We start from the raw sequence: 19,601 nt of genomic DNA, 5'->3' as shown, positions 1-19,601 counted from the left end.
GTCGTCACACCGTGCGGCGCGAACGTTTGCAGGCGCCCCGCCCGACGCCAGCCCGGACGAGCCGAAACACACTGGTTACACGGTTGGACGTCGATCGAAACAGTCGACTGTCAGGATTCCGGTCAATGCAAACGATTGCACGAATTGCAGCAACGACGAGAGACGGTGTCCCATGGTGAAAGAGATCTTCGTGTCCTTCGGCGTCGACATCGACGCGGTCGCAGGCTGGCTCGGCTCCTACGGAGGGGCGGATTCCCCCTCGGACATCCAGCGCGGGATCTTCGCGGGACAGACCGGCGTCCCACGTCTGCAGAAGGTGTTCGACCGCGCCGACATCGCAGCGACCTGGTTCATCCCCGGCCACTCGCTCGAGACCTTCCCGGACCAGTGCAAGGCCCTGTTCGACGCCGGCCACGAGATCGGTGCGCACGGGTACAGCCACGAGAACCCCGTGGCGATGACCGAAGCGCAGGAGGACGCGGTGATGGAGCGCTCGGTCGAGCTGATCACGCGACTCACGGGTCAGCAGCCGACGGGCTACGTCGCGCCGTGGTGGGAACTGAGCAGCTACACGCCCACGCTCCTGGAGAAGTTCGGGTTCAGCTACGACCACAGTCAGCAGCACAAGGACTTCGTCCCCTACTACTCGATCGTCGGCGACCAGTGGACACCGATCGACTACTCGCAGGACCCGCACACGTGGATGACGCCGCTCGTCCACGGGAGCGAGATCGACCTCGTCGAGATCGCGGCGAACTGGTACGTCGACGACCTGCCCCCGATGATGTTCATCAAGTCGAGCCCGAACAGCCACGGCTTCGTCAACCCGCGCGACGTCGAGCAGATGTGGAAGGACCAGTTCGACTGGGTGTACCGCGAACTCGACTACGCCGTCTTCCCGATCACGATCCACCCCGACGTCTCCGGCCGGCCGCAGGTCCTGCTCATGATCGAGCGGCTCATCGAGTACATCGGGGGCCACGAGGGCGTCCGGTTCGTCACGATGAACGAGATCGCCGACGACTTCCGCGTCCGCTTCCCGTTCGCGCAGCCCGAGCGCCCACGCGAGTACTGATGTGCGGCGGATGTGGCGGCAACGGCGGGCACCGTGACTGGTACGCCGCCGGTGTCGAGGACACCCCCGCGGCGCGCAAGCGGGCGCAGCTCCGGCTGGCCGCCTGGGCGACCCGGCTCTTCGCGGACGATCGGATCCGCGTCCACGAGGTCCCGGGCACCGTGCGGCTCGTGATCGTCGGGCCGACCGGCAAGCGCGTCGTGGCCCAGGGCGTCGACGGGGTCCTGGACGCGGTCGAACAGGTCGGCGCCGGGCGCACGGACTGGACGGCCGTCGCCACCCGCGTCCGCAGGGCCGACCCGCGTGACGACACCGACTGGGAACACCGCAGCCTCGCCCGCGCGGTCGATCGACGAAGGGACACCCTGCCGTGACGGACCCCACGCTCCCCCGGATCGTGTACCTCGCCCTCGGCGGGACCATCGCGAGCGCCACCTCGGGCGATCCGCGCGACTGCGGCGCCGTTCCGCGGATCGCAGCCCGCGACCTCCTCGCCGGTGTGCCGGCCATCGCGCAGGTCGCACGGGTCGAGGCCCGCCAGCTCGGCATGGTGCCCTCGCCCTCGCTCGACTTCGACGACGTGCAGCGGGCGCTCGACGCCGCTCGGGACGCCGTCGGCTCCGGAGCCTCGGGCGTCGTGCTGTCGCAGGGCACGGACACCATCGAGGAGACCGCGTACCTGCTCGACCTCGCCTGGGACCGCCCCGAGCCCCTCGTGGTGACCGGAGCGATGCGCCACGCCTCCTCGCCCGGTGCGGACGGCCCGGCGAACCTGTTGGCGGCCGTGTGCGTGGCCGCGGCACCGGCAGCAGTGGGACGTGGCGTCCTCGTCGTGCTCGACGACGAGGTGCACGCCGCCGGGACGGTCCGCAAGACGCACACCTCGTCGACCGGTGCCTTCGCCTCACCGGGTTCCGGTCCGCTCGGACGGGTCACCGAGGGCTCGCCCGTCTTCCACGCTCCGGCGTCCCGAGCGCCCGCGCTCACCACACGCGTCGCACCGCTGCCTCCGGTGGCCCTGCACCGGGTCACCCTCGCCGACGACGGCCGGGTCCTGTCGACCCTGGACGGACTCGGGTACCGCGGCGCGGTCATCGAGGGCTTCGGCGGCGGGCACGTCGCCGAGCGCACGGTCGACGCCGTCCGCGCACTCGCCGCGCAGATGCCGGTCGTGCTGGCGTCGCGGACCGGCGCCGGTGCGACGCTCACGACGACGTACGGCTTCGCGGGCGGCGAGATCGACCTGCTCGGCGCCGGACTCGTCCCCGCCGGCAACCTCGACGGCCTCAAGGCGCGTCTCCTGCTGGCTGCCCTGCTCGCCCTCGACGCCCCGGACGACCGCATCCACGCGGCGTTCGCCGCCCACGGCCGGGGCTCTCCCCCGACCGGCCACCCCTGACCGCACCCACGCTCCGCCTCCGCCCGTCAGCCCGCGCCGCGACACCGTCGCAGCGCCGCACCGCCGTACCGAGAGGAAGACCATGTCCACCACGACCATCCACGAGCCCGAGGACCTCGAGCTCGCCACCGGGACGTTCCCGACGATCGGGCCGAAGGAGACCAAGCGCGGCGCGACCCTGGCGTTCTTCGCCTGGACCCTCGCCGTCTACGACTTCATCATGTTCGGAACGCTCCTCCCCCGCATCGCCGAGGACTTCGGGTGGAACGAACAGACCGCCCTGCTCGCGAACACCCTCGTGAGCGTCGGTGTCTTCGTCGTCGTCGTCCTCGTCGGTCTGTTCGTGGACCGACTCGGCCGGCGCCGCGGCATGATGATCACGATCGGTGGCGCGGCCCTGTCGTCGCTGCTGACGGCGGCGTCGACGGGGGTCGCCTCGCTCGTCGGCTTCCGGGCCCTGAGCGGCTTCGGGATGGCCGAGCAGTCGGTCAACTCCACCTACCTCAACGAGGTCTTCGCGCTCACCGAGCTCGAGGGCGTCAAGAAGCGTCGCGGCTTCTTCTACAGCCTCGTCCAGACCGGGTGGCCGATCGGTGCGCTCCTCGCCGCCGCGTTCATCGCCGGCATCAACGGGCTCTTCGGACAGGAGTCCTGGCGGCTCGCGTTCCTCATCGCCACCGTTCCGGCACTGTTCGTGCTGTTCCTGCGCAAGGGCATCAAGGAGACGCCGCAGCACCGTCTGAACACGTACCTGCGGCAGCTGCGGAAGTCCGGTCGCACCGAGGAAGCCACCGAGGTCGCCGCCCGCTTCGGCATCGTCGACGAGGGGCCGAACCCGCTGCGGGCGATCTTCGGCCGACGGTACGCACGCAACACCGTCGTGCTCTCGATCGCGTGGATCGTGAACTACTTCGGCATCACCACCACGAGCGTGCTCGGGACGACGATGCTCGAGGGCGTCAAGGGTGTCGACGCGAGCATGTCGCTGCTCATCATCGTGCTGTCGAACGTGGTCGGCGCCGCCGGCTACCTGTTCCACGGCTGGCTCGGCGACATCATCGGCCGCAAGACCACGATCGTCGTGGGCTGGGTGCTCGCAGGTGTCTGCTGGACCCTCTTCGTGCTCGGTCCGGACGACTTCGGCTACGTCCTGGTCACGTACATGCTGACGCTGTTCTTCCTGCTCGGACCGTACGCGTCGCTGCTCTTCCTGCAGGCGGAGTGCTTCGACTCGAGCTGCCGCGCCACCGGGTCCGCGTTCGTCACCGCGATGGGCCAGCCCGGCACCATCATCGGCTCGGCTGTGCTGACGGCCCTCGTCGCCGGGAGCATCGGGCTCGGCCCGGCCGCCCTCATCGTCGGTGCGGGCGGCATGGTCCTCTCCGGTCTGATCATGCTCGGGACGAAGCGCGTGGCGGTGATCGACCATTGAGCGCCACGACACCGACCGGCGTGTACTCCGAGTTCTCGGGGAGCGTGGTCGTCATCACCGGCGCCGCGAGCGGGATCGGCGCGGCCCTCGCCGTGCAGCTCGCCGAGTACGGCGCGAACATCGTCATCCCCGTGTTCGCGGGTGACCCGCACGATCCCGCACCCGTCGTCGACGCCGTCGAGGCCGCCGGGGGCAGTGCGCTGACGGTCACCGCGGACGTCCGCAGCACCGAGGACGTCGACGCCGTGTTCCAGGCGGCCGTGGACCGCTGGGGTCGCGTCGACCACGTGGTGGCGGGAGCGGGGGTCCTCCGTCGGCAGCCGCTCGACACCATGACCGACGCGGCGTGGGACGACATCCTGCAGGTGGACCTGCACGGTGTGATGCGCACGCTCCGGGCCGGTGCCCGGCACCTCGACCGGGGCGGGTCGATGGTGGCCGTGTCCTCGATCGCGGGCGGGGTGTACGGCTGGGTTGCACACAGCCACTACGCCGCGTGCAAGGCTGCAGTGATCGGCCTCGCCCGGAGTGCGGCAGCCGAGCTGGCGCCGCGCGGGATCCGGGTGAACACCATCGTCCCGGGGCTCATCGAGACGCCGCAGTCCTCGGACGCCCAGAACTCGCTCGGCCCGGCGGGCCTCGCCGCCGCGGGTGCGCGGATCCCGTGGGGTCGTGTCGGCTACGCCGACGAAGCCGCCGCGGCCATCCGGTTCCTGCTCAGCCACGAGGCGCGCTACGTCACCGGGCAGGAACTCGTCGTCGACGGCGGCCTGACCATCTTGATGGCCGACTGATGAGCGACGGGACGGTGTTCGACCTCACCGGGACGACCGCCCTGGTGACGGGTGGCGCGAGCGGCATCGGTCTCGCGATCGTGGAGACCTTCGTCGCCGCCGGAGCGCGGGTGGTCGCCGCGGACCTCGACGCCGACGGCCTGGCGGACCTCGCCGAGCGGCTGGGCGTCCGGACCATCGTGCTCGACGTCACCGACGAGGACCGGGTCGAGGCCGCCGTGGCGTCGGTCGACGAGGAGTCCGGCGGGATCCAGGTCCTGGTGAACGCCGCCGGCGTGCTCACGCAGGCCCCGCTCGAGGAGCTCACCACCGCTGACTGGGCGCGCGTCATGGCGATCGACCTGACCGGGGTCTTCCTGGTGATGCGAGCAGTCGGTCGGCGGATGCTCCGCGACGGGCACGGGCGCATCATCAACCTCGCCTCCCAGCTGGCGATCAAGGGCGGCTCCGAGGTCGCGCACTACGCGGCCGCGAAGGCCGGCGTCATCGCGCTGACGAAGAGCGCCGCGATCGAGTGGAGCGGACGAGGCGTGCTCGTCAACGCGATCGCACCCGGCCCGATCGTGTCGCCGATGACGGACCGGATGACGGCGCAGTGGCGGACGGACAAGGCCGCGGAGCTCCCGATCGGACGTTTCGGGGTCCCCGCCGAGGTCGCTCCGACCGCGCTGCTGCTCGCGTCGTCGCCAGCGGGCGACCTGTACACCGGGCAGACGCTCGGCCCGAACTCGGGTGACGTCATGCCGTGAGCACCACACGCCGGTCGGCCGCCCGGTTCCGCCGCGGCAACGGTGCGGTCTCGGTCTGCCGTCGTCACTGGCTTCCGCAGGGTCTGCACCGTTAGCCTGGCCGCATGTCCGACCTGCGCCTGGAAGAACTCTCCGCGAAGACCGCTGCCGCGGCCAACTCCCTGACGCTCAAGCCGGGCCAGGAACAGTTCGTGCAGCCGACCACCTACGGGGTCGCCGAGTCCGACGTCAAGCCGAGCTCCGCGTGGACCCGTGTCGTCCTCGACGACGACGAGGTCCTCGGCCTGATCATCGGTTCGTTCGACGCCGACAACGCGCAGGAAGAGCTGCGGAGCTGCATCTGGCGCGTCAACGTGGCGGCGAGCGCGCAGGGCCGGGGCGTCGGTCGCTTCGCCGTGCACGGTCTGGCGGACGAGGCACGCAGCCGCGGGTTCGAGCGGCTGACGGTCGTGTACGAGCCGGGCGGCGACGACAGCCCCGAGGCGTTCTTCCGCGCCGTGGGCTTCGAGGTCGTGCGCGAGACCCAGTACGGCGACCACTTCGCGGTCCTGACGCTCTAGCACTCCCCGTACGACGTGCCCTCCGACGACGTGGCATCCGACGACGCCCCCGTCGACTTCGGCGCCGCCGTCGCCGAGGTGGTGCGGATGATCCCGCCGGGTCACGTCATGACGTACGGCGACGTCGCCGCAGCCCTCGGGTCGCGGGCGTCGCGTGCCGTCGGCAAGGTGATGGCGCACGAGGGCGCCGACCTGCCGTGGTGGCGCGTGGTGCGCGCGGGTGGGCACCCGCCGCTGCACCACGAGGCCCGGGCGCTCGAGCACTACCGCGTCGAGGGGACGCCGCTCGTGCAGGGGACGACGGCCTGGAGGCTCGACATGCGTCGTGCCCGCTGGTCACCCACCACGGACGCGGACGACCCGTTCTGATCCCCGGCCGCGCAGGCCGGCCCGCCAGGGTGCTCCGCCAGGGTCCACCGTCAGCGGTCGAAACGCGCACCCTTCGGGTTCGCGGGCAGCAGGCACAGCACGTACACGATGAGTGAGCCGAGGCCCGGCAGCACGTGCAGGAACTGCCAGAAGCCGGACAGGTTGGCGTCGTGCAGTCGTCGGGCGCCGAGGGCGAGGGAGCCGATGAGCGTCGCGAGCACCCACAGCATGAACAGGTACGAGCCGACGGGGTTCTCGAGCACCGGGGTGTCCGGCGTGAACACCTGCGGCACGAGCTGCAGCACGAGCCCGATCGCGAACGACGTCAGCCACCACCACCAGAACTCGGCGCGCGATGCCCGTCCGGTGAACACGGTGCACTTCCGCCAGAACCGTCGGACGGCCTCGGTGAAGGGGGCACCGTAGAAGGGGTCGTGCAGGGCGACGCCGCCGGGCTGCACCACGCTGTCGTTGCTCATGGAGCAAGCCAACCACGTGGTGCAGCCCGTTCGGGGCCTAGACGAGCGAGTCGCGCCAGGCCGCGTGCAGCTGGGCGAACCGCCCGGTGCCGGCGATGAGGTCGGCGGGGGTGCCGTCCTCGACGATCCGGCCGTGTTCCATCACGAGCACCCGGTGGGCGATCGCGACGGTGGACAGTCGGTGCGCGATGATCACCGCGGTGCGGTCGGCGAGCAGGGTCTCCAGGCCCTCCTGCACGAGTCGCTCCGAGGGGATGTCGAGCGACGCCGTGGCCTCGTCGAGGATGAGCACCTTCGGGTCCGCGATGAACGCCCGCGCGAACGAGAGCAGCTGCCGCTGACCCGCCGAGACACGGCCACCGCGCTTGTTCACGTCGGTGTCGTACCCGTCGGGCAGCGCCATGATGAACTCGTGCGCGCCGACGGCCTTGGCCGACGCCTCGATCTCCTCACGCGACGCACCGGGCTTGCCGAGCGCGATGTTGTCCGCGACGGTGCCGGAGAACAGGTAGGCCTCCTGCGTGACCATGACGATCGCGCGGCGCATGTCCTTCGTGTCGAGGTCGCGCAGGTCCACACCGTCGAGCTTGACCGAGCCCTGGGTCGGGTCGTAGAAGCGCGCCATGAGCTTGGCGAGCGTCGACTTGCCGGCACCGGTGGACCCGACGAGGGCGATGGTCTGCCCCGACGGGATGTGCAGGTCGAACTCCGGCAGCACGACCTTGCCCTTGTTGTAGGCGAAGACGACGTCGTCGAAGTCCATCTTCCCGGTGGCGTCCGCCAGACGGGTGGGCTTCACGGGGTCCGGCACGCTCGGCCGTTCCTCGAGGACACCGGAGATCTTCTCCATCGCCGCCGAGGCCGACTGGTACCCGTTGTAGAACATCGCCAGTTCCTGCGCCGGGTCGAAGAAGCGCTTGGCGTACAGCGCGACCGCGAGCAGCGCACCGACCTCGAGCGTCCCGCCGACGATCCGGAAGCCGCCGACGATGACGACCGCGGCGAGTGTGGCGTTGCCGATGAGCACGAGCACCGGGTCGAAGGTCCCGAACAGGTTGAACACCCTCGTGTTCGCCACCCGGTAGTCCTCGACGTAGCCGCCGTACTCGTCACGGTTGCGGGACTCCTTGCGGAACGCCTGCACCGCCCGGATGCCCGTCATCGTCTCGACGAAGTGCACGATGACGCGCGCCGAGGTGACACGGGTGGAGCGGAACAGCGTCTGCGAGTTCGTCTGGAACCAGCGGATCAGGAACCAGAGCGGCACGAGCGACACCGCGAGCACGAGCCCGGACGTCGGGTCGAGCAGCACCAGGGCCACGGCGGTGAACGCCATGTACAGCACGCCCTGGATGAGCTGGTTCAACCCGGAGTCGAGCAGCTCGCGGATCGAGTCGAGGTCACTCGTCTGGCGCGAGATGATCCGGCCGGACGTGTAGGTCTCGTGGAACTCGAGCGAGAGCCGCTGCGTGTGCAGGAACACCCGCTTGCGCAGGTCGAACAGGATCGCCTGGCTGATCCGTGCCGCGAGCACCGTGTACCAGGCGGTGAGCACCGCACCGAGGACGGCCACGACGATGTACGTCGCGACGACCCCGAACGCCGGCACCCAGTCGTTCTGGTCCATCACCGCGGGCAGGGCGTTGTCGATGCCCCACGCGATGAGCGCCGGACCCGCGACGGTGCCGGCGGTCGAGACCACGACCACGATCCCGAGCAGCACGAGCCGGAGCTTCAGCGGTGCGGCGAGGGACCCGAGCAGGGCGAGGGACCGGCGCCGCAGGCGCTTGCTCTCGGCCTTCGTGAAGTCCTCACGCTCCTCGCCGCGCACGCCCATGGTGGTGATCGAGGCGGTGACGGGGGCGGCAGCCTGCTCGTCCGGAGCTTCCTGCGGGACGGACGCCGTGCCTCCCGGCAGGTTCTGGTCGGTCTGCTGGCTCATGCCATCGCCTCCTGTCGTGCGGTCGCGTCGTCGTCGTCGAGCGACGAGATGACGTAGCGGTAGTGCTCGTTGGTGGCCATCAGGTCGTGGTGGGTCCCGACGGCCGTGACGACGCCGTTCTCCATCAGGGCGACCCGGTCGGCCAGCGTCACCGTCGACGGACGGTGCGCCACGATGAGCGACGTGGTGTCGGCGAGCACGCGTCGCAGGCCCGCCTCGACCCGCGCCTCGGTGTCGACGTCGAGCGCCGACAGCGGGTCGTCGAGCACGAGCACCGACGGCCGTGCGGCGATCGCGCGGGCGAGCGCCAGGCGCTGGCGCTGCCCACCGGACAGCGACAGCCCCTCTTCACCGACCCGGGTGTCGACGCCGTCGGGCAGGTCGTCCACGAAGGACGCCTGCGCGATGTCGAGCGCCTCGCGCATGAGCGCTTCGGCCTCGGCACCCTGCACGTCCGGTCGACCGAGCAGCACGTTCTCACGCACGGTCGACGAGAACAGGGTGGCGTCCTCGAAGGCGACGCCGACGTGCCGGCGCAGCTCTTCGCGGGTGAGGTCGCGGATGTCGACCCCGTCGATCGTCACCGAACCGCCGGTCACGTCGTACAGACGCGGCACGAGCGAGAGCAGCGTCGTCTTGCCGCAGCCGGTGAGCCCGACGAGCGCCATGGTCTCGCCCGGCTGCAGCTGCAGTTCGACGCCGTTGATCAGGTCCGGGTACTGCGGTGCGGAGTCCTGGTACCGGAAGTGCACGCCGTTGAACGACAGCGCACCGTGCGGCTCCGCGATCGTCTTCGGGTGCTCCGGGTCCGTGATGGTGTTCTCGGAGTCCATGACCTCGAAGAAGCGGTCGACCGCAGTGCGGGTGTCGAACGTCATCGAGAGCAGGAAGCCGATCGACTCGATCGGGAACCGCAGCACCGTCGCCGTCGCGAAGAACGCGAACAGCTGCCCGACACTGAGCTGCCCCTGCGACGCCAGCCAGATGCCGGCGAGCAGGCACAGCGCGAACGCGACGTCCGGCACGAGCAGCAGCCACAGCCAGATGCCCGCGATGGCCTTCGCCTTCTTGATCTCGGTGCCGCGCAGCGCCTCGGCCTGCTCGCTGAACTCCTCGAGCTTGGCGCCGCCGCGACCGAACGCCTTGAGCACGCGGATACCGTGCACCGACTGCTCGACGCTCGTGGCGAGGTCACCGACCTGGTCCTGGCTGCGGCGTGCGACAGCGGAGTACCGGCGCTCGAACAGCAGGCCGTTGATCCACAGCGGGATCGACGCGATCAGGAAGATCAGCCCGAGGATCCACCCGAAGGTGAACAGCACGACGAAGCCGACGACGATCGTCACGATGTTCACGACGAGCAGGACGACGCCGAAGGCCAGCCAGCGCCGGATCAGCGACAGGTCCGACACGGAGCGGGACAGCAGCTGCCCGGACTCCCAGCGGTCGTGGAACGCGACCGGCAGGTCCTGCAGCTTCGCGTAGAGCGAGTTGCGCATGCTGGTCTCGATGCGGGTCGAGGGGCGCATCACCAGCCGGCGGCGCGAGGCGATGAAGAACGCCTCGAGCACACCGAGGGCGAGCACCCCGAGCCCGGCGGGCCAGATCTGTGCCGAGTCGCGCGACGACAGCGGACCGTCGACGAGCCACTGCAGCACGTAGGGGATTGCGAGCGCCACCAGGGAGGCTCCCATCGCTGCGGCCATGCCGCCGATGAGGCGCCCCTGGTAGGGCTTCACGTAGGGGTAGATCCGCGCGATCGCGCGGAAGGTGGACGGGCGCGCCGTGGTGGGCGACTTGGACATGCGTTGCGTCCTCATGCGTCTGCCGGGTCCCCGGGTCGCGCTGCGCGGTGCTTGCTCGCTGCTTGCTTGCTTGCTTGCTGCTTGCTTGCTTGCTCGCGTCGCGCGGCTTCGGCCTGGAGGCTCGGTGTGGCGTTGCGTGGTGATCATCGGCCGGGCGCGTGGTCGCGTCTCCGCCGTCACTCGCGTGACGTCGGTCGGGCCGGAGGCACCGAGGGACAGTCGTCCCCCGGGTTCAGGCGGGTGGTTCGCGGACGCCGGTGGTGCTGCGTCGCGGGGCCGTGGGAACGGCCCGACTAGACGGCGGCCGCGGCGCGGGGCCGCGGTGCGATCAGGGATCGCCGTGCGGGAGTGGTCCCCACGACGGACACGAGACCTGCACGGGCGGCCGTCGCCACGGTTCCGGTCATGTTGTCCATCGTCACTCCAGTCGTCGTCTTCGTCACCGTTGTGTCCGCGGTGCCGCCGGTCCCGAGGGATCGTCGGCTGCCTGCCGCGGAGCCTTACAGACTATTCACAGTGACTCACGGCGCGCAATGGTTCGTCACCGATTGTTCACATCAGTGGAAGAAGTGGCGCTCGCTCGTGAAGTACATCGTGACGCCGACGGCCTTCGCCGCGGCGATGACCTCGTCGTCGCGGACGCTGCCACCGGGCTGCGCCACCGCACGGACACCGGCGTCGAGCAGCACCTGCAGGCCGTCGGCGAACGGGAAGAACGCGTCCGACGCCGCGACACTGCCGGTCGCACGGTCACCGGCACGGTTCACCGCGAGGTGGCAGGAGTCGACCCGGTTGACCTGGCCCATGCCGACACCGACGCTCGCGCCCTGGTTCGCCAGCAGGATGGCGTTCGACTTCACCGAACGGCTCGCACGCCACGCGAAGGCCAGGTCGGCGAGGGTCTGCTCGTCGGCGGGCTCGCCGGCGACGAGGGTCCAGGTGGCCTGGTCGAAGCCCGTGAAGCGGTCGGCGTCCTGCACCAGGAAGCCGCCGGAGATCTGCTTGACCTCGCGGTCGGCGAGCGCGAAGTCGGCCGGCAGCGTGAGCAGGCGGATGTTCTTCTTGCGCGACAGGATCTCGAGCGCCTCGGGGTCGAACCCGGGGGCGACGACGACCTCGGTGAAGATGTCCTTCACGGTCTCGGCCATCGCCACGGTGACCGGGCGGTTCGCGGCGATGACCCCACCGAACGCCGAGAGCGGGTCGCAGGCGTGCGCGGCGGCGTGGGCCGAGGCGATCGGGTCGGCGGCGTCGGCCGGGGCGATCGCGATGCCGCACGGGTTGGCGTGCTTGATGATCGCGACGGCGGGCTCGTCGAAGTCGAAGGCCGCACGGACCGCTGCGTCGGCGTCGACGTAGTTGTTGTACGACATCTCCTTGCCGTGCAGCTGCGTCGCCTGCGCGATGCCGGTGCCGTCCGACGTCGTGTAGAGCGCCGCGGCCTGGTGGGCGTTCTCGCCGTAGCGCAGGGTCGCCGACAGCTCGGCCTCGACCGCCAGGTGCTCGTCGAACGCACCGGGGGTCCGGATGTCGCCGGCGGTCGTCGGGGCCGCGGCGGCGGTGACGACGTCGCTCGCGAAGTAGGACGCCACCGCGGTGTCGTAGGCGGCGGTGTGCGCGAAGGCCTGGGCGGCGAGGCGCTTCCGGAGCTCGAGCGTGGTTCCGCCGGCACGGACGGCCTCGACGACCTCGGGGTAGGACGCCGGGGAGACGACGATCGCCACGTTCGGGTGGTTCTTCGCCGAGGCACGGACCATCGCGGGGCCGCCGATGTCGACGTTCTCGACCACGGTCGCGGTGTCGGCACCCGACGCGACGGTCTCGACGAACGGGTAGAGGTTCACGACGACGAGCTCGAACGGCGCGATGTCGAGGTCGGCGAGCTGCTGCTCGTGCGACTCGAGCCGCAGGTCGGCGAGCAGGCCGGCGTGCACCGACGGGTGCAGCGTCTTCACGCGACCGTCGAGGGACTCGGGGAACCCGGTGACGCTCGCGACGTCGGTGACGGCGTAGCCCGCGTCACGGATGGTCTGCGCGGTGGAGCCGGTCGACACGATCTCGACCCCGGAGTCGGCCAGGGCGCCGGCGAGCTCGAGCAGGCCGGACTTGTCGCTCACCGAGATGAGTGCACGGCGGACCGGGACCACGTCACGGTCGCGGTAGAGGCTGGGGTCGGCTGCGTGCACGCTCATGCGCTCGGGGTGCCCTTCAGGTCGGTGGTGCCGTTGGCGATGTCGAGGATGGTCTGGATGAGCAGGCGGCGCTCGACCGGCTTGATGCGGTCGTGCAGCGTCGACTCGGTGTCGCCCGGCAGCACCGGGATGCGCTCCTGCGCGAGGATCGGCCCCGTGTCGACGCCGTCGTCGACCGCGATGACGCTCGCACCGGTCTCGGTGACCCCGGCGGCCAGGGCGTCCCGCACGCCGTGGGCGCCGGGGAACTCGGGCAGGTACGCCGGGTGGGTGTTGATGATCCCCGGGGCGAACTCGGACACCACGGCCGGGGGCAGCAGGCGCATCAGGCCGGAGAGCACCAGCAGGTCGGGCGACCACGGGCGGATCTGCTCCGCCAGGGCCTGGCCCCACTCGGCGCGGGAGTCGTAGCGGGTGAAGGGCACCGTGAAGGTCGGGATCGAGAACTCCTCGCCCAGGCCGAGACCCTCGGCGTCACGGTCGGCACCGATGGCGACGACACGGGCGGGGTACTCGGCGTCGAAGGTCGCTTCGAGCAGGGCTCGGAGGTTCGACCCGGTACCGGAGATCAGGACGACCAGTTCGAGCACGGCACCAACCCTACCGGCAGGCACGCACGCGACGGGCGCTGTTACCGGTCGTCCTTCGGCTGCCGCCACCAGGGCAGCTCGTCCTCGGGGATCTGGTCGGTGACGTCCCACTTCGCCGGGCGGGACGGCTCCGCCGGCTTCGAGGCGGGCGCTCGGGTGTCGGGCGCGACGTCCACGCGGTCCGCCTCGGCCGTTTCGTCCACGTCGTCGCGGCCGGCCACGAACTCCTCGGTGCTCCACGGGAACGCGGGCTGGGCGTCGGTCGGCACCGGGGTGGGTGCGGATGTGGACGCGGCTGCCTGGGCTGCGGGCCGCTCGGGGCCGGGCTGCTCCGGCTCGGCGTCGGAGCCGGTCATGCGGTCGCGGAGTGCACCGGCTCGTCCCCGGACGCCCTCGGCCGCACCGGCCAGGCGGTCGCGGAGGCCACCCAGCGCTGCTCGTCCGGCACTGCGGCGCTCCGGTTCGGGGTCGGCGGCCAGGCGGTCGGCGGCCACCGCGTCGGTCTTCGCCCAGTCGGGGAGCTCGACGTCGTGGTCGGTGTCGCCGGCGCGCGGTGCGACGGGCGCGGGTGCAGAGGCAGGCCGTGCGGGCGCGGAGGCGGGTCGTGCGGGTGCGGAGGCGGGCTCGCTGCCGATCGGCGCGCTGCTGACCGGCTCACTGCTGACCGGCTCGGTCGCGTGTTCGGCCGTCGCACGGGGCCGTGCAGCGGTCGACCCGTCGTGGGACTCCTCGACCACGAAGCGGTGCACGTCGGTGGTGCGCCCGGCGCCGGCCTGGTCGAGCGCGGCGAGCAGGGACCCCTCGCCGACGTCGACCCCGGCGCGCGCCGTGTGCTGGTCATCGTCGGGTTCGTCGGACTCGGTCCAACGCTCCCGCGTCCATCCACGGTCCGGCAGCCGGACCAGGTCACTGCCCGCGGCGAGGGCGATGATCGCCGGCAGGCCGACCTCGAGTGCGGCGAACCCGCCGACCGCGAGGGCGTTCGGGCCGACGTCGGCCAGGCGCCCGGGGCCGAACGAACCGGAGGACACCCAGGCGATGAGCCCCGTGAGCACCCCGGCCACGAGTCCTGCGACGACACCGCCGAGCGCACGGTGCAGCGCGGAGTCGGCGGCGCCCAGGGCCCGCACCAACCGCGGCCGCATCGAGCCGCCGATCGCGAACCCGGCGATGACCGGCACGAGGATCCAGACGAGCCCGAAGGTGTGACCAGAGGTCGGCAGCGCGCCGAAGACCGGCAGGCCGGGGATCGGGCCCAGGGTCGTGGCGATCGGGGACACGCTCGACCCGGTGCCGATCGCGAACCCGGGGCCGATCAGCCACGAGGTGGCCCACCCGACGAAGTCCGGCAGGAACGCGAGCTGCCCGACGGTGAGCGCGACGCCGCCGATGACCCCGGCGTGCGACTGCTCGTACAGGGTGATGACCTCGGCGAACGAGGTGAAGAGGAGCAGACCGACCAGCACCGCGGCAACCCCGACAACCACGGCGGTCGCGGCGGTCCCGGCGCGCAGGCCGAACCCGGCGACGGTCCGCCAGACGGCGGGGATGCGGTCGACCAGGTCGATGACCCGCTGGGTGCCGGCGTCGGCGGGCAGGTCACGGCGACGACGGCAGACCTCGGAGGCGGCGAGTGCAGGGATCCCGAACCAGAGCGCCGGCAGCACCACGGCCTGCCAGAGCGTGGGGCGGGTGGCAGCCGAGGTCGACGACAGTGCGACGGCCAGACCGAGGAGCGCGACGACGGCGGTCCCGACCAGCAGCCCGGTGGTGCGGTGCTCGGTCTCCGCGAACCGACGTCCGGCACGGGCGCCGAGCCAGGCCGTCACGACCGCGAACCCCAGGGCCGCCAGGGTCACGTGGATGGGGTCGGCTGCGCCGCTGACCCCGGTGCTCTTGGCGAGTGCGGACCCGAGCAGGAACGAGACGTCGACGCCGTGCCCGACGAGCCAGACGCTGCCGGTGGCCTTCCAGAACACGTCCCAGTCGACCTGCAGGCCGTACTCGAACCCCCAGAGCAGCGTCAGGGGCACGAGGGCGATCCCGATGCCGACGCCGACCGTCACGACCGCCTCGATCGCGGCGAGCAAAGCGGTTCCCAGGCGGTTCATCGCAGCGAGGATACGTGCCCCTCGCGCGGCCGCCCCGGAGCCGCGCGGCTGCCGACGCAAAACACCGGTGTTCGCAGGACGAACACGCGCAGGACGCGGTTCAACCGACGAACACCGGTGTTTTGCGGAACGGGCTAGCCGCTAGCGAGCGGCGACGACCTCGCGCAGCAGCGCGGCGGTCTCGGACGGCGTCTTGCCGACCTTGACGCCGGCGGCCTCGAGCGCCTGCTTCTTCGCCTCGGCGGTACCGGCCGAACCGGACACGATCGCGCCGGCGTGGCCCATCGTCTTGCCCTCGGGAGCGGTGAAGCCCGCGACGTAGCCGACGACGGGCTTCGTGACGTGCGCCTTGATGAACTCGGCCGCACGCTCTTCGGCGTCGCCACCGATCTCACCGATCATCACGATGGCCTCGGTCTCGGGGTCGGCCTCGAACGCGGCGAGCGCATCGATGTGCGTGGTGCCGATGACCGGGTCGCCGCCGATGCCGATGGCGGTCGAGAAGCCGAGGTCTCGGAGCTCGTACATCATCTGGTAGGTCAGGGTGCCGGACTTCGAGACGAGCCCGATCGGGCCCTTGCCGGTGATCGTCGCCGGGGTGATGCCGACGAGGGACTCCCCCGGGGTGATGATGCCGGGGCAGTTCGGCCCGATGATCCGGGTCGTGCCGCCCTTCGCCTTGGCGTGCGCCCAGAACTCGGCCGAGTCCTGCACGGGGATGCCCTCGGTGATGACGACGACGAGCGGGATCTCGGCGTCGATGGCCTCCATCACCGCGTCCTTCGCGAACGCCGGCGGGACGAAGACGATCGAGACGTCGGCACCGGTGGTGTCGATGGCCTCGCGCACCGAGCCGAAGACCGGCAGCGACACGTCGCCGTGGGTGACGGTGGTGCCGGCCTTGCGGGCGTTCACGCCGCCGACGACGCTCGTGCCGGCCTTGAGCATCAGGGCGGTGTGCTTCGTGCCCTCGCCACCGGTGATGCCCTGGACGATGACCTTGGAGTCCTTGTTGAGGAAGATCGACATGGTCAGTCCCTTCAGGCCGCTGCGGCGGCGAGTTCGGCGGCCTTCTCGGCCGCATCGTCCATGGTCGCGGCGACGGTGACGAGCGGGTGCGCTGCCTCCGCCAGGATCCGACGACCCTCTTCCACGTTGTTGCCGTCGAGGCGCACGACGAGCGGCTTGGTGGCTGCGTCGCCGAGGATGCCGAGCGCGGCGACGATGCCGTTCGCGACGGCGTCGCACGCGGTGATGCCGCCGAAGACGTTCACGAAGACGCTCTTCACCTGCGGGTCGCCGAGGATGACGTCGAGGCCGTTGGCCATGACCTCGGCCGAGGCGCCGCCGCCGATGTCGAGGAAGTTGGCGGGCTTCACGCCGCCGTGGCGCTCACCGGCGTAGGCGACGACGTCGAGCGTCGACATGACGAGCCCCGCGCCGTTGCCGATGACGCCGACCTGGCCGTCGAGCTTGACGTAGTTCAGCCCGTGGGCCTTCGCCTTGGCCTCGAGCGGGTCCTCGCTGGCGGTGTCCTCGAGGTCCTTGTGGCCCTCGTGGCGGAAGTCGGCGTTCTCGTCGAGCGAGACCTTGCCGTCGAGTGCCAGGATCTGGCCGTCGCCGGTGCGGACGAGGGGGTTCACCTCGACGAGGGTCGCGTCCTCGCCCTTGTAGACGTCGTAGAGCTTGACGAAGACGTCGGCGACGGCGTCCTGCAGCTCCGATGGGAAGTTCGCCTGCCGAGCGATCTCGAGCGCGGCGGCCTTGTCGATCCCGGTCAGCGGGTCGACCTCGACCCGGGCGAGCGCCTCGGGCTTCTCGACGGCGAGCTGCTCGATCTCCATGCCGCCCTCGACGCTGGTGAGCGAGAGGTAGGAGCGGTTGGCCCGGTCGAGCAGCACGGAGAAGTAGAACTCCTCGGCGATGTCGGCACCCTGGGCGACCATGACGCGCTGGACGGTGTGGCCCTTGATGTCGAGGCCGAGGATGGCCTGCGCATGCTCGAACGCCTCGTCCGGGGTCTTCGCGACCTTCACGCCGCCGGCCTTGCCGCGACCGCCGACCTTCACCTGCGCCTTGACGACCACGACGCCACCGATCTTCTCGGCCGCCGCCTTCGCCTGCTCGGGGGTGTCGGCGATGATCCCCTGCAACACGGGGACGCCGTAGGACTCGAAGAGGTCCCTGGCCTGATACTCGAAAAGATCCACGCTGTTCTTCTTCCCGCACGGTTCGTGCGATCGGCATCGGTTTCCCGGTCGCGCACTCCACATCGAGGGTCGCTCGATGTCGAGACAACGGCCGCCACGCAGCCTAGCGCTGCTCGGTGGACGGCCGGTGCACGGATGCCAGGCCCCGGTCCGCTCAGACGCGCATGAGCCGCTGCGCGCACCGCTGGGACCGACCCGAGCTGGCGCTCGGCACTGTGGATCGGTGCACCCCGAACTCCGTACCCGCGCCACCGAGGTCTTCGGCTGGAAGCTCCGCCCCGACCAGGAGTCCGTCATCGACGCGGTGCTCGAGGGCCGCGACGCCCTGGCGGTCATGCCCACCGGATCGGGCAAGTCCGCGATCTACCAGGTCGCCGGCCTCGGACTGGACGGCCTCGTCGTGGTCGTCTCCCCGCTCGTGGCGCTGCAGGAGGACCAGGTGGTCGGGCTCGAGCACCATCCCGACGCCCCCCGCGCCGTCGCCCTGAACGCCACGAAGAAGGCACGGGACGTCGCCGATGCATGGGACGCCGTCACCGCGGGCGAGGTCGGCTACGTGTTCCTGGCCCCCGAACAGCTGGTGAAGGACGACGTGCTCGAGCGCCTCCGCGACGCCGGGGTCGCACTGGTCGCCGTCGACGAGGCGCACTGCATCTCGTCGTGGGGCCATGACTTCCGACCCGACTACCTGGCGCTCGGCGAGGTCGCGGAGCGCCTGGGCCGCCCGCCGGTGCTCGCCCTGACCGCGACGGGGTCCGCTCCGGTCCGGGACGACATCGTCGAGCGGCTCGGCATGCGCGACCCGTTCGTGCTCGCCTCGGGGTTCGACCGTCCCGGTATCCGGCTCGAGGTGGTGCGGCACGCCGAGGACGCCGAGAAGCGCCAGGCCGTGGTCGACCAGGTCGCCGAGCTCGACGGTCCCACGGTCGTCTACGTCGCCACCCGCGCGGCAACGACGGAGTACGCCGACGCCCTCGCCGCCCGCGGTCGTCGTGCGCAGCCGTACCACGCCGGCATGCGGGTGGCGGAGCGCGAGGCCGTGCACACCGGGTTCCTGGACGGCGACGTCGACGTGGTGGTCGCGACGAGCGCCTTCGGCATGGGCATCGACAAGCCCGACGTCCGGTACGTCGTGCACGCCGACGTCCCCGAGTCGATCGACGCCTACTACCAGGAGATCGGGCGGGCCGGGCGGGATGCCGAACCGGCCGGCGCCACCCTGCACTACCGCGCCGAGGACTTCGGCCTGCGCACGTTCTTCGCGTCCGGCTCGCCGCGACCGGCCTCGGTCCGGGCCGTGTTCGACGCCGTCCCGGTGACCGGTTCGATCGCCCGCTCCGCACTGGTGGAGGCCGCCGGCCTGTCGGCCCGCACCGCTGGACGAGCACTCAACGCCCTGCTCGACGCCGGCGCCCTGCGCGACGACGTGGACGGTGTCTCCCGGGTGCCGGACGGCCCGCAGGACGCCGACCGTGCGGCACGTGCCACCGCCGACCGTGCTGCCGAACGGGAACGGGTCGAGGAGTCCCGCATCGCGATGATGCGTCAGCTCGCCGAGACGACGGGGTGCCGCCGGCAGTTCCTGCTCGGCTACTTCGGCGACGAGCTACCGGAGCCGTGCGGCAACTGCGACACCTGCTCGTCCGGCACGGCACACGAGGCCTCCGCCCACGTCGCCGACGGTGCGAACGACGAAGCGTGGCCGCCGGATGCGCGCGTCGAGCACGCCGAGTGGGGCACGGGCGTGGTGATGAGCACGGAAGAGGACCGCATCACGGTGTTCTTCGAGTCCGCCGGCTACCGCACCCTCGCACTCGCCGACGTCGAGCAACGCGACCTGCTCGAACGCGTCTGACAGCGGCACGGACGAATCGCACCGACGGCCAGCGCACGG

General features: G+C 71.1%; 17 protein-coding genes. 9 read left to right on the top strand and 8 right to left on the bottom strand.

The genetic code is table 11. The features are described 5' to 3' along the window. Window positions 1–172 precede the first annotated feature (172 nt). The 8 genes from DEJ09_RS16285 to DEJ09_RS16250 all read left to right on the top strand — a co-directional run bounded on the left by DEJ09_RS16285 (window position 173) and on the right by DEJ09_RS16250 (window position 6,378). A complete protein-coding gene (locus DEJ09_RS16285; RefSeq protein WP_111029019.1) occupies window positions 173–1,075 on the top strand; it encodes a polysaccharide deacetylase in 903 nt (300 codons plus the stop codon). After that, window positions 1,075–1,449 (top strand): hypothetical protein, encoded by a 375-nt coding sequence (locus DEJ09_RS16280; protein WP_111089250.1) that lies wholly within the window; start codon window positions 1,075–1,077, stop codon window positions 1,447–1,449. The genes DEJ09_RS16285 and DEJ09_RS16280 overlap by 1 nt, the downstream gene beginning before the upstream one ends. Next, window positions 1,446–2,474 (top strand): asparaginase, encoded by a 1,029-nt coding sequence (locus tag DEJ09_RS16275; protein WP_111089249.1) that lies wholly within the window; start codon window positions 1,446–1,448, stop codon window positions 2,472–2,474. The genes DEJ09_RS16280 and DEJ09_RS16275 overlap by 4 nt, the downstream gene beginning before the upstream one ends. A gap of 82 nt (window positions 2,475–2,556) precedes the next feature. After that, window positions 2,557–3,906, top strand: coding sequence for an MFS transporter (locus DEJ09_RS16270; RefSeq protein ID WP_175330793.1), 1,350 nt, complete (start codon window positions 2,557–2,559; stop codon window positions 3,904–3,906). Continuing rightward, window positions 3,903–4,700 carry an SDR family NAD(P)-dependent oxidoreductase gene (locus DEJ09_RS16265; protein ID WP_258373931.1) on the top strand — a complete coding sequence of 266 codons (798 nt, stop codon included), beginning with the start codon at window positions 3,903–3,905 and terminating at the stop codon, window positions 4,698–4,700. The genes DEJ09_RS16270 and DEJ09_RS16265 overlap by 4 nt, the downstream gene beginning before the upstream one ends. Further along, window positions 4,700–5,449 carry an SDR family NAD(P)-dependent oxidoreductase gene (locus tag DEJ09_RS16260; protein WP_111089248.1) on the top strand — a complete coding sequence of 250 codons (750 nt, stop codon included), beginning with the start codon at window positions 4,700–4,702 and terminating at the stop codon, window positions 5,447–5,449. The genes DEJ09_RS16265 and DEJ09_RS16260 overlap by 1 nt, the downstream gene beginning before the upstream one ends. A gap of 104 nt (window positions 5,450–5,553) precedes the next feature. Continuing rightward, window positions 5,554–6,009 (top strand): GNAT family N-acetyltransferase, encoded by a 456-nt coding sequence (locus tag DEJ09_RS16255; protein ID WP_027466669.1) that lies wholly within the window; start codon window positions 5,554–5,556, stop codon window positions 6,007–6,009. A gap of 15 nt (window positions 6,010–6,024) precedes the next feature. Beyond that, the gene (locus tag DEJ09_RS16250; protein ID WP_258373930.1) at window positions 6,025–6,378 is read left to right on the top strand and encodes an MGMT family protein; all 354 of its coding nucleotides are present in this window, start codon (window positions 6,025–6,027) and stop codon (window positions 6,376–6,378) included. Between the two features lie 50 nt (window positions 6,379–6,428). Here DEJ09_RS16250 and DEJ09_RS16245 read toward each other — a convergent pair whose 3' ends face one another. The 8 genes from DEJ09_RS16245 to sucC form a co-directional block, all read right to left on the bottom strand. Continuing rightward, complete coding sequence (locus DEJ09_RS16245) at window positions 6,429–6,857, bottom strand: DUF805 domain-containing protein (protein WP_111089247.1); 429 nt, start codon at window positions 6,855–6,857, stop codon at window positions 6,429–6,431. 37 nt (window positions 6,858–6,894) lie between these two features. Continuing rightward, on the bottom strand, window positions 6,895–8,694 hold the full coding sequence (locus DEJ09_RS16240; protein ID WP_111089258.1) for an ABC transporter ATP-binding protein: 1,800 nt from the start codon (window positions 8,692–8,694) through the stop codon (window positions 6,895–6,897). Between the two features lie 101 nt (window positions 8,695–8,795). After that, entirely contained in the window at window positions 8,796–10,604 is a 1,809-nt protein-coding gene (locus DEJ09_RS16235) for an ABC transporter ATP-binding protein (RefSeq protein ID WP_027466673.1), read from the bottom strand. A 557-nt stretch (window positions 10,605–11,161) separates the two neighbouring features. Next, window positions 11,162–12,796, bottom strand: coding sequence for a bifunctional phosphoribosylaminoimidazolecarboxamide formyltransferase/IMP cyclohydrolase (gene purH / locus DEJ09_RS16230; protein WP_111089246.1), 1,635 nt, complete (start codon window positions 12,794–12,796; stop codon window positions 11,162–11,164). Further along, window positions 12,793–13,386, bottom strand: coding sequence for a phosphoribosylglycinamide formyltransferase (purN, locus tag DEJ09_RS16225; RefSeq protein ID WP_071404669.1), 594 nt, complete (start codon window positions 13,384–13,386; stop codon window positions 12,793–12,795). Before purN ends, purH begins: the two co-directional genes overlap by 4 nt. A 41-nt stretch (window positions 13,387–13,427) precedes the next feature. Continuing rightward, window positions 13,428–15,497, bottom strand: a complete 2,070-nt coding sequence (locus DEJ09_RS18245) for a DUF6350 family protein (protein ID WP_181433392.1) — start codon at window positions 15,495–15,497, stop codon at window positions 13,428–13,430. A gap of 141 nt (window positions 15,498–15,638) precedes the next feature. After that, window positions 15,639–16,526 (bottom strand): succinate--CoA ligase subunit alpha, encoded by an 888-nt coding sequence (sucD, locus tag DEJ09_RS16215; RefSeq protein WP_111089245.1) that lies wholly within the window; start codon window positions 16,524–16,526, stop codon window positions 15,639–15,641. A gap of 11 nt (window positions 16,527–16,537) precedes the next feature. Next, window positions 16,538–17,707: an ADP-forming succinate--CoA ligase subunit beta gene (sucC, locus tag DEJ09_RS16210; RefSeq protein ID WP_111024796.1), complete on the bottom strand. Its 1,170-nt coding sequence runs from the start codon at window positions 17,705–17,707 to the stop codon at window positions 16,538–16,540. 223 nt (window positions 17,708–17,930) lie between these two features. Between sucC and DEJ09_RS16205 the strand changes: the two genes are divergently transcribed. Beyond that, complete coding sequence (locus tag DEJ09_RS16205) at window positions 17,931–19,562, top strand: RecQ family ATP-dependent DNA helicase (protein ID WP_111089244.1); 1,632 nt, start codon at window positions 17,931–17,933, stop codon at window positions 19,560–19,562. Window positions 19,563–19,601 lie beyond the last annotated feature (39 nt).

It is taken from the genome of Curtobacterium sp. MCLR17_055 (assembly GCF_003234305.1).
Lineage (GTDB): Bacteria > Actinomycetota > Actinomycetes > Actinomycetales > Microbacteriaceae > Curtobacterium > Curtobacterium flaccumfaciens.
Note: the sequence above shows the minus strand (reverse complement) of the source record. Positions and strands in the feature narration are given on the sequence as shown.

Coding starts and splice junctions, on each gene's coding strand:
- sucD (WP_111089245.1), bottom strand. CDS start 16,526: ATGTCGATCTTCCTCAACAAGGACTCCAAGGTCATCGTCCAGGGCATC.
- DEJ09_RS16235 (WP_027466673.1), bottom strand. CDS start 10,604: ATGTCCAAGTCGCCCACCACGGCGCGCCCGTCCACCTTCCGCGCGATC.
- DEJ09_RS16245 (WP_111089247.1), bottom strand. CDS start 6,857: ATGAGCAACGACAGCGTGGTGCAGCCCGGCGGCGTCGCCCTGCACGAC.
- DEJ09_RS18245 (WP_181433392.1), bottom strand. CDS start 15,497: ATGAACCGCCTGGGAACCGCTTTGCTCGCCGCGATCGAGGCGGTCGTG.
- DEJ09_RS16240 (WP_111089258.1), bottom strand. CDS start 8,694: ATGGGCGTGCGCGGCGAGGAGCGTGAGGACTTCACGAAGGCCGAGAGC.
- DEJ09_RS16260 (WP_111089248.1), top strand. CDS start 4,700: ATGAGCGACGGGACGGTGTTCGACCTCACCGGGACGACCGCCCTGGTG.
- DEJ09_RS16255 (WP_027466669.1), top strand. CDS start 5,554: ATGTCCGACCTGCGCCTGGAAGAACTCTCCGCGAAGACCGCTGCCGCG.
- purH (WP_111089246.1), bottom strand. CDS start 12,796: ATGAGCGTGCACGCAGCCGACCCCAGCCTCTACCGCGACCGTGACGTG.
- DEJ09_RS16280 (WP_111089250.1), top strand. CDS start 1,075: ATGTGCGGCGGATGTGGCGGCAACGGCGGGCACCGTGACTGGTACGCC.
- DEJ09_RS16285 (WP_111029019.1), top strand. CDS start 173: ATGGTGAAAGAGATCTTCGTGTCCTTCGGCGTCGACATCGACGCGGTC.
- DEJ09_RS16270 (WP_175330793.1), top strand. CDS start 2,557: ATGTCCACCACGACCATCCACGAGCCCGAGGACCTCGAGCTCGCCACC.